Origin of the sequence: Alkalimarinus alittae, from assembly GCF_026016465.1 — a bacterium.
GTDB classification, from domain to species: domain Bacteria; phylum Pseudomonadota; class Gammaproteobacteria; order Pseudomonadales; family Oleiphilaceae; genus Alkalimarinus; species Alkalimarinus alittae.
In genome coordinates, this window is the sequence record NZ_CP100390.1 from 1,278,522 (window position 1) to 1,292,597 (window position 14,076).

General features: G+C 48.8%; 3 protein-coding genes. All 3 read left to right on the top strand.

Translation table 11 applies throughout. The annotated features are described in order from the left end of the window. Nucleotides 1-33: 33 nt before the first annotated feature. The 3 genes from NKI27_RS05680 (at nucleotide 34) to NKI27_RS05690 (ending at nucleotide 14,027) form a co-directional block, all read left to right on the top strand. Nucleotides 34-11,220 carry a cadherin-like domain-containing protein gene (locus NKI27_RS05680; RefSeq protein WP_265048718.1) on the top strand — a complete coding sequence of 3,729 codons (11,187 nt, stop codon included), beginning with the start codon at nucleotides 34-36 and terminating at the stop codon, nucleotides 11,218-11,220. A 77-nt stretch (nucleotides 11,221-11,297) separates the two neighbouring features. After that, entirely contained in the window at nucleotides 11,298-13,214 is a 1,917-nt protein-coding gene (locus NKI27_RS05685) for a TolC family protein (RefSeq protein WP_265048719.1), read from the top strand. Further along, a complete protein-coding gene (locus tag NKI27_RS05690; protein ID WP_265048720.1) occupies nucleotides 13,215-14,027 on the top strand; it encodes an efflux RND transporter periplasmic adaptor subunit in 813 nt (270 codons plus the stop codon). Nucleotides 14,028-14,076: the final 49 nt, after the last annotated feature.

Consider the following 14,076-nt stretch of genomic DNA (forward strand, 5'->3'; position numbering starts at 1 on the left):
TTCTAAAAATTTATAACAATGGTTATTGGCAATATGAGTCAGCAAAAAGGTTTCAGCTCAATCTTCAAGCCCAAAACTCAGCGTTTGGCGCTTGAGCCGCGGATAGTCTTTGATGCAGCGCTGCCAATAGCTATCGCTGAGCAGGTGGATAACACCACTAACACCGAGCCATCAACAACGGCCGCAGCCCACCAAGATGCGGAATCACTCAGTGATTTTTCCCCTGAAATATTTGCTGAAAGCCCCCAAACTCGGCAGCTAGTTTTTATTGATGCGGGTATTGAAAATCAACAATCAATAGCGAATCAATTCGCCAATAGCGAAGTTATTTTACTCAATGGCGAAGAAGATGGTTTGCTACAAATTGCTGCGGCAGTAGCTGGGCGCAACGATATTGACGCTATTCATTTATTCAGCCACGGCAGCGATGGGGAGTTACAGCTAGGCAATAGTGCTGTTAATGAAGCGGCACTAAGGCAAGACTCACAAGACTATAGTGCGGCCCTAAGCCAAATACGTGCGGCTTTATCGGGTGATGCCGATATTTTGCTTTATGGTTGTGATGTGGCAAGCAGTGCTGAAGGCCAATCTTTTGTGGCTGCTTTGGCGGCGGCGACCGGAGCCGATATAGCAGCTTCTACTGACCCCACTGGGGCAAAAGGCTTAGGTGGTGATTGGGATTTGGAGTGGCAAGCCGGTAATATTGAAACACAAGCCGTTGAGGTGACAGGTTTTGCTAGTTTGCTCGGCCCACCACAAATAACTGATACCCAAGCAGGGCTTGATACCCGCAGCACTGATGAAGACACGCCACTATCCATCACCGGCGTTAGCGTTACCGATGACGATGTGGGTGTGGAGCTAGAGGCTGCCATCAGCGTGACCGGCGGCAGTATCACTTTAGCTGGGGCAGGGTGGTCAGTGACAGCAGGTGCCGATGGTAGCAGTGCTGTCACCATTACTGGCACCGAGGCAGAAATTAATACTGCTCTCAATGGCATGATTTTTACGCCAACCGCTAACAGTAATAGCTTGGATCCAGCCTACACGCCGCTTATTGATATTACCGTCAATGATGTTGATACCCCCGATGGTCCGACAACCATTCAAATCAGTGATATTGAAGTGGTCGCCATAAATGATGCGCCGACTATCAGCGGCGGCACGCCTTTAGAGATAGATGAGGGTGGCAGCAGCAGTTTTTCTGCCGTGACAACAACGAGTTTTGGTTTTACTCAAGCCCAGCTAGGGTTGACGGATATCGATACCCAAGCCGTTCAGACCATCATTAAAATAGCGGCTGTGCCCACCAATGGTGATTTGCTGTTCAACGGCAATTTAATTGCGGTTGGCTCGACCTTTTCAGCAGCAGATATTGCTAACTTCTCTTATCAGCACGACGGCTCACAAGTGACTGCGGCGACAACCGACAGCTTTTTGATCACTGTTGATGATGGTGCTGGTGGGTTGATCACTAACCAGTCGATTTCAGTCAATATTAACCCGATTAATCAAGCACCTACTTTAGAGGGTGTTATCACTGTAATTGAAGGCGAAACGGCGGTTAATCTTGCTGATAACGGTTTATTAATAGCGCCCTTTAATAGCCCGAGAGGGGCGATTACTTTTTTTGATCCTGAGGGGGGTGCTGCGCAAAGTTACGAAATCACCAGCTTGCCGGTCAATGGCACGCTGTTCTATAACGGTGTAGCAATAACGGCCGCCACTGTCGGCACCCCTTTTGCGGTTGCCGACCCTAGCTTGCTGACTTACAGCCACTCAGGCGGTGAAAACACCTCTGATAGTTTTAACATGCAGGTTGTGGATGATGGCGGTGGTGAGGGCAATGTGCTTTCTGATGCGGCGACCATTCAGTTAGATATTGTGCCCAACAATGATGACCCACTGCTGAATACTAATGTACCTCAGACCATGGCTCCAGGTTCTTCGTCAATAACTTTGACTGCCGCTATGCTTGAAGTAACTGATGTTGATTCGGCAAACACCTCGCTAACATACACATTAACAAGTGTTCCAAACCCAGCAGATGGCTACTTTACCGTTAACGGTCAAACGCTCACCGCCGGTGCTACGTTTACTCAGGCTGATATTAATGCTGGCAATGTAAGCTATGTAACACTTAGCGACACCCCGCGTACCGACAGTATGACTTTTACGGTAAAGGACGGCGGTATCCGGTTGTTTCCAGATAGCCGAGACGGTGGTATTTACGATAATCCTACACAGGGGAGCCCACTAACGCCGATAACCTTTGACGTGATTGTCCCCGATACCGTGATTGTCAGCCCTGACCCCGTTCCGAGTGCGGCCCCCATTAATACCTCGCCGGTGAGTGGTGGCTCAAATACTATCGATGCGGCTGACCTAAACGAGGGTGGCACATTCAACTTTAGTGATACTGAATTATTAATTACCGACGCTGAGAGCAGTGCCGATGAGTTGGTGTACCGATTAGTTTCTTTACCAACGAGCGGTTTTATTAGTCTCAATGGCGCCTCTCTAACTTACAACCAAACTTTTACCCAAGCTGATGTCAATAACGGTAATGTTAGCTTCGTTCATAATGGTGATGAAGACTTTGTTGATTCTTTTAATTACACCCTTTCAGATGGTAATACGGAGTCAGCACCGCAATCGTTCAGCATTGCAGTAACCCCCCAAAATGACACGCCAGAGGCAGTCAACAATAATGCTGTTTTTGTCAGTGAAAACAATGTTGTTGTTATCACCGATGCCAACATTATTTTGAGTGACCGAGATAACTCGGCCTCTGATAACGAGGGCGGTGTTCATGCGGCTAACGACGAGCTGAGCTTTAGAATTACTGCCGACACCCTTCACGGTGAGTTAAGGCTTGATGGCGTGCTGATAACCGCCAATACAACCGTGGTCACGCTGGCGCAGTTGCAAAATGGTGATTTGACCTACACCCATTCAGGCGGTGAAAATTTTTCCGATTCGTTTTCTATTGTGCCACTTGATGATTCAGGTGTGGTTGTGCCAACTGCTACTAACGCTAGTTCAGAAGGCTCGACCTTGGTCGTGCCGATTACTATTTTTCCAGTCAATGATGCTCCCTCGTTTGTTTCAAAATGGCAGCTGGTAACTGGCGAGGCTGGTGCTGTTGCTGAGGGCGGTACACGGGTTATCGGGGGTGCTGAATCTTATGCCACGATTAATGGTATTAGCGGTTCAGGTTTACCGACACCTGATTCTGATACGGCTGTCGCGCACTTAGTGTTTGGCGATGACGATAACTCTAGCATTCAGCGACAATACCGCATCACCGATGCCCCCAATAATGGCCGTTTATTTTTGGGTGGTAAAGCGCTTGGTGCAGGTTCGGTATTCACTCAAGACGCTTTAGATTCAGGCCTGATCAGTTATGAGCATGATGGCAGTGAAACAAACAGCGACTCTTTTGATTATGTCGTTAGCGATGGTGATTGGACCGCGAATGATTCGCAGAGCTTTGCTCAGGGCACTCCAGCGCTGGGCTCGACCTTTTTAATTGAAATTACCCCTACTAATGATGTTATCGAAATTTCCGGCCCCGATAACTTGGATGTTTTCGCAGCGGGTGCTGCAACCACTAACGTGCCGGTTATCACACTGGCTGACCTAGATTTTGATGACGGCATAACGGCAGGCGAAACCGATTTTATGCGTATTGAGGTTAGTTGCTTAGGCTCAGGTGCTCATATATTAAATTACACCGCGCCCGACCCTAGCAGTCTTGTTGCTGGCAAAGGCACTAACAATATGATTTTGCAGGGTACCAAAGCAGAGATTGATGCTGTGCTTGCTAGTCTAACCATTGCCTTTAGTGCCGACCAAAATAGCGACAGCATACAGCTGAGAGTGATCGGCGATGATCGTTTGCGCGATGGTTCAGGTGTTTTGCTAGCCGGTGCCAACGGCGGCGCTATCAATGACGATGGCTCTGCTGTTAATAGCAGCAATAACCGCGTTGCCTTTGATATTGCTTTGCGTGTCTCTAACAATAACGATGCGCCCACTATCACCAATGTTTCGAGTTTTACCGTTAACGAAGATGCACAAATTACTTTAGGCGGCTTTGCACTATCAGATGCTGATAGTTTTGGTGAAGATGTTACCGCCACCGTTGAGCTTTTTAACGATGCTGGTCGAACCACTTTAGCCAGCAGTACAAATGAGGGACGTTTAAGATTAAGCAGCCAACCCGGTATAGTCATTGCTGGTAACAACTCTAATACGCTCACAATCACCGGCAACATAACCGACGTCGAAAATGCATTAAATGCGCTACGTTTTCAGGGTCGTGGTGACTTTAATGGCCCAGGCCTTGGCAATGGCACGTTATATTTAACAACCACTATTGCCGATTTTGATCATGCCGATGGCCAGCAAACGGCGACTGTCGATAATGAAATCACCATCACTCCAGTTAACGATGCTCCTGTTTTAGCGATCAACGCAACGTTAGCATCAGGCTTGACCTTAAACTCTGGAACCAGCATTAGCATTAATGCTGAAGGTGGTTCATTCACCTTGAATGATAATAGTGATACTAGCGAGGGTGCGGCCGATCTTATATCAGTCTCGGTTGCTGCTACCAATAACGCTGGTGGCGCACCCTATGGCACCTTAACCGCGACGGCCTCTGGCGCGGCAGTAATCACTAATGACAATACTGATACCATTACTATAACTGGCACCTCCGCTGATGTTGAAGCCACCTTAAATTCACTGGTTTATGCCCCAGCCAATGCCAACGTCGATACCGTTGTTCGGATCACCACTACTGCCGATGATCGCGTTGGCGGTATTGGCAATGGTACCGAAGGTGTTGGTGTGGATGGCAACAACACCGACGCTGAAGATTTTCTAATCGCTGTTTCTGGTACCAATGACGCCCCCGTCATTACTGTGCCTGTTAACCCTACGGTTTTAGAAGACAGTAGCGCTAACGCGATCAGCGGTATTTCAATCGATGATCCCGATGACTTTGGCAGCGACTTACAAGTCAGTCTCACTCTCGGCGGCACGCCCAAAGGAACCATTAACTTAAGCACGATTGCCGGTTTAACCTTTACCACTGGCGATGGCACTAACGATACCGCGATGGTGTTTACTGGTACTAAAGCAGCCATTAATACCGCACTGGCTTCGCTCACTTTTACGCCGACAGGTGATCAAAACACCGTCGCTTTTACGCAGGCCTTAACCATCGCTGTTGATGACCAAGGCAACACAGGCACCGGTGGCGCGTTAACGGATTCAGAAACCCTGCAAATCACCATTACCCCAGTCAATGATGCACCGCTGCGAACAGCAGCGAGCACGAGCTTACCAACACTGCCAGAAGACACGGCAAACCCAGCTGGCGATACCGTCAGCAACTTATTTGGGCCAAGGTTTGACGACAGCACCGATACTGTCACCAATGGCTCGACGGCCAATACCCTAGCGGGCGTGGCGATTGTTGATAATGCCGCGACCGCCACTCAAGGCGCTTGGCAGTACAACAGTGGTGGCGGCTGGTTGGCCATCCCAACCACTGCCAGCTTGTCTGATCCGTTTTTATTATCGAGCACCGATCAGGTTCGTTTTTTAGCGCAGCCTGATTGGAACGGCACACCCGGTGATTTAACGGTGCGCTTAATCGATAGCTCCAGTGGAGCCGTTGCCACGGGTGCGGGTGCTGATTTAAGTGGAGCCGCCACCGGTGGCACAACTGCCTTTTCTAATGCGGCCAATGCGGTCACCTTGGGCACGGTTATCACCGCAGTTAACGATGCACCTGTCGCCAGTGGTAGTTCAACCCTTGCAGCCATTGATGAAGACAACACCAACCCATCGGGTGCTGCACTGAGCAGTGTGATCACCAGCTCACAATACGATGACAGCACCGATACCATCGCCGGCGGTTCGACGGCGACAGCGCTGGGTGGCATCGCCATAATTGGCAACGCCGCCAACCCCGTCACCGAAGGTAGCTGGCAATACAACAGTGGTGCGGGTTGGGTGACGATCACCAATGTGGGCTTGTCATCGGGCAATGCCTTAGTGTTACCCGCCACCGCCGATATCCGTTTTTTACCGGTGGCAGAATACAGCGGCACCCCGGGTGCATTAACGGTACACCTTGCTGACAGCGTGCAAGCGGAGGCCTCGGGTCAGGATATTTCTGGCAATCTAGGCACGACAGAAACATGGTCGGCGGCTAGCATCAACATCGCCACGGCGGTTAACCCCGTCAACGATGCGCCAGTTATCAGCGGTGTTGTTACCACGCACACTTACACAGAAAATGATCCGGCTGTGGTGTTAGAACCGGCGCTGAGCTTGGCTGATGTTGACGATGCAGATTTAAACCAGGCAGTGATTACTATTTTCAGCGGGTTTGTTGCGGGTGATACGCTTGCCTTGGATGCTGCACTGGCTGCCTCATTGGGTTTAACCGTAGACAGCTCGGTAGCAGGTACGCTGACCATTAGCGGCAATGCTACCAAAGCTGAATACCAATCGTTACTACAAACAGTGAGTTACAGCTCGAGTTCTGATAACCCTGGCAGTGCAGACCGCATTATCAATTGGACAGTGCGCGATGAAAATTCAGAGGTCGCAACTAACGGTCAGCAGACCTCAGCGGTGGTGACTACCACGGTTGAAGTCACACCGGTTAACGATGCTCCCGTCATTACCGTGCCCGCTAACTCTACGGTTTTGGAAGACAGCACCGCTAATGCAATCGGCGTTTCAATTGCCGATGCCGATGATTCTGGCAGCGACTTACAAGTCAGTCTCACTCTCGGCGGTACTCCCAAAGGCACCATTAACTTAAGCACGATTGCCGGTTTAACCTTTACTACCGGTGATGGCGCTAACGACACCGCGATGGTGTTTACTGGCACCAAAGCGGCTATCAATACCGCGCTGGCCTCATTAACGTTTACGCCGACTGGCGATCAAAATACCGTGGCTTTTACACAGGCATTAACTATCGCTGTTGATGACCAAGGCAACACCGGCACCGGCGGTGCGTTGACCGATTCAGAAACCCTGCAAATCACCATTACCCCGGTCAATGATGCACCGCTGCGAACAGCGGCGAGCACCAGCTTACCAACACTACCCGAAGACACCACCAACCCTGCAGGCGATACCGTCAGCAACTTATTTGGTCCAAGGTTTGACGACAGCACCGATACTGTCACCAATGGCTCGACGGCTAATACCCTTGCGGGCGTGGCGATTGTTGACAATGCCGCGAGCGCCGCTCAAGGCGCTTGGCAGTACAATAGTGGTGGAGTCTGGTTGGCCATCCCAACCACCGCCAGCTTGGCCAATCCGTTTTTATTATCAAGCACCGATCAAGTTCGCTTTTTAGCGCTGCCTGATTGGAACGGCACACCCGGTGATTTAACGGTGCGTTTAATCGACAGCTCCAGTGGAGCCGTTACCACAGGTGCGGGTGCTGATTTGAGCGCAGCCGCTACCGGTGGCACCACAGCATTCTCCAATGCGGCCAATGCGGTCACCTTGGGTACGGTTATTACCCCGGTGAATGATGCACCGCTGCGAACAGCCCCGAGCGCAAGCTTGCCGACGCTATTAGAGGACACAGTAAACCCAGCAGGCGATACCGTTAGCAATTTATTTGGCCCAAGGTTTGACGACAGCACCGATACCGTCACCAATGGCTCTACGGCCAATACCCTGGCGGGCGTGGCGATTGTTGATAATGCCGCGACCGCCACTCAAGGCGCTTGGCAGTACAATAGTGGTGGAGGCTGGCTGGTCATCCCGACCACCGCCAGCTTGGTCAATCCGTTTTTATTATCGAGCACCGATCAAGTTCGCTTTTTAGCGCAGCCTGATTGGAACGGCACGCCCGGTGATTTAACCGTACGCTTAATTGATAGCTCCAGCGGTGCAGTTACCACAGGTGCGGGTGCTGATTTGAGCGCAGCCGCTACCGGTGGCACCACCGCATTCTCCAATGCGGCCAATGCCGTCACGCTGGGCACTGTTATTGCCGCAGTCAACGATGCGCCTGTCGCCAGTGGTAGTGCAACCCTTACAGCCATTGATGAAGACAACACCAACCCAGCCGGTGCTGCACTGAGCAGTGTTATCACCAGCTCACAATACGATGACAGCACCGATACCGTTGTGGGCGGCTCCAGTGCGACAGCCCTTGGTGGTATCGCCATTATTGGCAACGCCGCTAACCCAGTTACAGAAGGTAGCTGGCAATACGACAGTGGTGCGGGTTGGGTAACAATCACCAACGTGGGTTTGTCATCGGGCAATGCCCTAGTGCTACCCGCCACCGCCGATATTCGTTTTTTACCGGTGGCAGAATACAGCGGCACCCCGGGTGAATTAACGGTGCACCTTGCTGACAGCGTGCAAGCGGAGGCCTCGGGTCAGGATATTTCTGCCAACCTAGGCACGACGGAAACGTGGTCGGCGGCTAACATCAACATCGCCACGGTGGTTAACCCCGTCAACGATGCGCCGGTCATCAGCGGTGTTGCTACTACGCACAGTTACACAGAAAATGATCCGGCGGTGGTGTTAGAGCCAGCGCTGAGCCTGGCTGATATTGACGATGCTGATTTAAACCAAGCCGTGATTACCATAGCCGGTGGTTTTACCGCAGGCGATACACTGGCGCTGGATGCAGCACTGGTTACCTCATTGGGCTTAACGGTAGACAGCTCGGTAGCAGGCACGCTGACCATTAGCGGCAATGCCACTAAAGCCGAATACCAATCATTATTGCAGACTGTGAGTTACAGCTCTGGTGCTAATCCAGGCAATGCAGACCGCATTATCAATTGGACGGTGCGCGATGAAAATGTCGAGGCCGCAGCCAATGGCCAGCAAACGTCTGCTGTGGTTACCACCACGGTTGAGGTTGTACCGGTTAATAATGCGGCAACAGTCAGTAGCGCAGACGTTAGTCTTGATGAAACGGATGCGCCGTTGATATTCAGTGGCACCCTCACTAGCATCGATCCTGATGACCCAGACAACACGTTTACACCCGTGACCATTACTCGCCCCAATGGCGAATTAATCTTAAATGTTAACGGCACATGGACCTTTACTGCCAGCAGTGCGTTCGACAGTTTAAATGTTGGTGACTCGATTAATGAAGTGTTTAACGTCACTACGGTAGATGGCACACCGACAACAATAGAAGTCACCATTAACGGTACAAATGACAACCCTGTTGCCGCTGGCGATACTCAGACTACCGACGAAGACACCCTGCTCAATGCCACTGTGCCCGCTGGTAGTGATGTCGATGGCACCATTGATCCCAATGGTTTTGCGTTAGTGACTAACGTGGGTGAAGGTTCTCTGACATTTAACCCCGATGGCAGTTATAGCTTTGATCCGGCCGGCGACTTTGATGATTTAGCACCGGGCGGCAGCCGAGACGTTAGCTTCACTTACACAAACAGTGATAATAATGGCGGTGTCAGTACCCCCGTAACGGTCACTATCACCGTCACCGGCCTTAACGATATCGCGGTTAGTACTTTGCCTGAGCCACAAACCGCAACCGAAGACACAACGCTTACGATCAATGGCATCGGTGTGCAGGATGCTGAAAACGCTATCCTCACCACAACATTATCGTTGCCCGCTAATGCTGGCGTTATTAATGTGATCGTTGGGGGTGGGGCAACCATTACTGATAACGGCACCAATACGGTTGTTATTACGGGTACATCTACTCAAATCAATGCTGCTTTATTAGCCGTTGATTACACGCCCGCTGACGATTTTAATACCTCCGCATCGGGACCTATCGCTATGGGTATTGAAATCACCGAAGGGTTTGCAACGCATGTGTCGTCACTGGCTTTAACGGTGCTACCTGTTATTGATATTAGTGATGATGCAGTTACCACTAATGAAACTCAACAGGTTACGTTTGATGTGCTAGCCAATGATAATTTTGAAGGTGTCGCGACAGTCTCAGTGTTCACCCAAGCTCAAAATGGCATAGTGGTATTAAATCAAAATGGTACTTTTAGTTATACGCCGAATGTAGATTTCGAAGGCACCGATAGTTTTACGTATACGGCGAGCGTTAACGGTATCACTGAAACAGCGACGGTTAATATCACCGTGCTACCTGTAAACGATAACCCCGTAGCAAACGATGATAGTTATAGCGTTGATGGCGCCACCGGTACCACAGGTGTTGTGTTGAACTTGCTTGATAATGACACCGATATTAATGACGACACCCTTGTTGTCACTAGTATTGCAGGTCAACCAGTGATCGCAGGTCAAGCACAAACCTTGCCTGTGCCTAATGGTGAAGTCACTATCAGCGCCAGTGGTGTAATCACTTTTTATCCGGACCCTAGTTTTGTTGGCGGCTTTAATTTCGATTATGAAATTAGTGATGGCGAGGGCGGTACAGCTTCGGCAACAATTTACATCGATATAACGGCGGAGTCACGGGTGGAAGGAGAGCACCGACATTCCGGTACTTTTAGACCTGACTTTACCGTGCCGCTTCGCCCCGTTGACCCTGCGCTGCATGTTTTGTTGAGTGTTCAAGAAGCGAGAAATGAAATCCAACTCAGCTCTGGTTTAAATCTTTTAGATATTGACTCCGTTGCCTACAAAGAACTACTAGGTGGTTTGGATATCGGCCTAGCGTTTGCCTCTGGTGATAAAGGCTTAGGCGAGTTAGGCGGTAAAGATTTTTCACCGCTGGGTATTGAACGCTACCCCGATAATGCACTTTATGTACAGCAGTCTGTCCGGCAAATCCCGTTACCTACATCACATGCAGTTTTCGTGCAGTTAGCGGTTAATCAATCGCAGCTTGAATCTGCAGCCCGCAATGGTTTGGTTGATTCATTTAATTCGGCTTCACTAGGGGTTAATCATTTACTTGACCCTTTTGCTAAGCCTGAATTGTCTGCCACAAAAATAGTCGCTAATAATGATCGTTGGCAAGCAGATGACGATGTTAATAACGCGCAGGAAAAGTTAGCTGATGATGATGCACCGAGTTCATTGATGGCCGACCATAAAGGTTTTTTTGATGATATCGACGATGGTGGAGAAAGCATCACTGCTGCAAGTAGTTTTAGTGAGCAGCTTAAACAATCAGCAGCACTGAGGCTGGCTAGCGGCTCAGAAAATATTATCACTCACCATAAAAAAGCCTAAGTACTACTGGTTTGTATGGTAAAAATTTAACGAATTATGATTAAAATAATTGAAAGTAAATGTGGAGTAAATGTGTAATGAAAGCCCTTTTAAGCAAGCGGTTTTTTACCGAGACAATAACGCGTTCTTGGCGCTTTAATGCGCCGATTTTTTGTCTTTTTTTGGGAGGGTGTGCTGTATCTCCTCAGTTGGCAACTCAGGATGAAGTTAGAGACAGGGTGGCGTCGGATACAACACAAATGTTTGAGAACCAGGAGGCTATTAACGGGCCTATTACCTTGGATGAAGCGCTGGCCAGAGCGTTAAAATATAATTTGGATTTTCGTTTAAAGAATATGGAGTCAGCGTTGGCGCTGGGCTTAAATGAACTATCCAAATTCGATATGCTGCCGCGTGTTTTGGCATCAGCAGGTTACAGTCAACGTAATAATGACTCTGGCGGTTCCAGTTATGGCATCGAAGATGGCTTAGAGTCGTTGCGTCCTTCTTCGTCTCAAGAAAAAAGTTACCATACTGAAAGTATTGAGTTTAGCTGGAATTCATTAGATTTTGGCGTTTCTTATTATCGTGCAAGGCAGCAGGCTGATCAGTACTTAATTGCTGAAGAGCGTCGCAGAAAAGTAGTGCAAGGCTTATTTCAAGATGTTCGTGCATCCTATTGGCGTGCGCTAGGTGCGCAGCGCTTAGAGCAGCAGGTTAGTGCTACCATACAGAGAATTGATCGTGCGATTGATCAATCCACTGAAGCGGAAGCCCAGCAAATTATTGCGCCGGTGACGGCGCTTAATTATCAGCGGGCATTATTAGATGCGGCCTACATGCTCAATAAGCGTCGTCAAGATCTAGCTTATGCAAAGAGTGAGCTTGCTGCCTTGATGAATGTCCCCTCTGGTGTCACCTTTAGCTTAGCCGACACTCAAGAGCACACATTGCCTGCTGCGCCTAACAATATAAATCAACTCGAAGAAATGGCACTGTTACAACGCCCTGAGTTGCGCGAGGAGGATTTTAGAAAGCGGATCACTGCGGATGAAACACGCAAGCAAATTTTGAGTATGTTTCCGGCAATCAGCTTGAATTATGGTTTATTTAAAGACTCAAATAAATACCTTTATAACAATGAATGGACGCAGGGCGGTGTTTCGCTGTCGTGGAACTTGATGAAATTAGCCAGCATCCCTTCGCTGAACGATTCTCGTGAAGAGCAAGAAAAAACTGACACCGCACGCCGCATGGCATTATCAATGGCGATCCTCACCCAAGTACGCATTTCGATAGAGCGTTATCGCTTGGCGGCCGGTGAGTTTAACTTGGCTGATAAAGCGGCTGACGTAGATCATCGCTTGTCACAGTACGCTCGTGATGCGCTGAGCTCAAAAATGGATAGCGAACTTGAAGTTATTCGAACTGAAGCCAAAGCGCTATTAGGTGATTATCAGCGTGCTAATGCTTATGCTAATTCTCAAATTGCTTTTGGTCGCTTATACAATACGCTTGGATTTGATCCGTTGCCTTATGAGGGTGGTGATTTAGACTTAGCCCAATTAACCGCACTAATTAGTGAGCATCGGACACAATTACAGACAAATTCCTTCAGCTTGAAGTCGCAGTTGTTTGGACAACAAGCCAATGTCAGCATTCGAGTGCAAGGTATTGATGACCCAATATTAAAAAACAGCATGACTGAGCAGTTGGTAACTATGCTCGAAAGAAATGATATTAGCGTTGATCAAGCAGCAGGAATACCACTTACTTTTAGTCTTAGTCGCAACAATGCTAATGGTCTACAAAAGGCGTTATGGTTAGTGAAAATGGATAATAAAGATGATTCAAACAGTGTTGAGTATGAAACAACTTTGCCACAAAACGCTCGCGCCTCGACCTATGAAGCCAGTTTATTAGCTGCGGCTTCTGCTAGCTTGTCGTCAACCCGAAACTGGTTGTCGCAACCTCTGCACAATGCTCAGCCCTCTGCTCAATCCGTTGAGATGTAAATGATAAAGCGTATTAAATTTTTTGTATTATTGCTTGCTACGTTCACTGTCCAGTTTTCTCAAGCACAGCTTGCTGGGCAGACAAACTTAGAAAACAATCGTTTAAATCAAAGTGCTAACTTGGCTTCGCAAGCAGATTATCGACATGCTGCTATTAGAGTTTTATTGGCGCCCGAAAAAGAAACGGTGTTATCGAGCTCGGTAGCCGCCAAAATCAATCAGTTTAATGTTTCTCTTGGCTCCTCGTTTGAAAAAGATCAATTGCTATTAGAGTTTTCATGTAAGGAACAAACAGCTCGAAAAAACATGGTACAAGCTGAGTTGGCTGGGGCTCTAGAAACACATGAAGGCAAAGTAAAAATGCAGGGCCTAAAGCAGGCGAGTAGTATTGAAGTGGCCTTGGCTGCAAGTGAAGTTGCCAGATTGCGGGCGCAATTAACGCTTAGCGCTGTACAAATAGAAAACTGCCAGATAAAAGCGCCTTGGCAAGGTAGAGTTTCAAAAGTATTTGTTAGTAATCACATGAGCGTGGCTGCTGGTGAACCTCTGTTAGAGTTAGTTAAAGATGGTCGTTTGAAAATACGTTTGAACGTACCCTCAAAAAAGCTAAGCCACATCAATGTGGGTGACCTGTTTGCTGTCAATATCGACGAAACCGGCAGCCGCTATCAAGCAAAAATTGTTGCCATCAACAGCCGTATTGACTCAGTCAGTCAAACTATCGAACTAGAAGGTCGAATGATAGAACACTACCCCGGCTTGCTAGCCGGTATGAGCGGCACTGCTATTCTTGCGGAGAAACAAGTTGAGTGATGGTTTGCCAATAGGGTGCTAACCTTAATTTAACTGATCTTGTGCCAGC

What these genes read in the sequence shown, in the direction of transcription:
- NKI27_RS05685 (WP_265048719.1), top strand. Translation starts at nt 11,298, where the DNA reads ATGAAAGCCCTTTTAAGCAAGCGGTTTTTTACCGAGACAATAACGCGT.
- NKI27_RS05680 (WP_265048718.1), top strand. Translation starts at nt 34, where the DNA reads ATGAGTCAGCAAAAAGGTTTCAGCTCAATCTTCAAGCCCAAAACTCAG.
- NKI27_RS05690 (WP_265048720.1), top strand. Translation starts at nt 13,215, where the DNA reads ATGATAAAGCGTATTAAATTTTTTGTATTATTGCTTGCTACGTTCACT.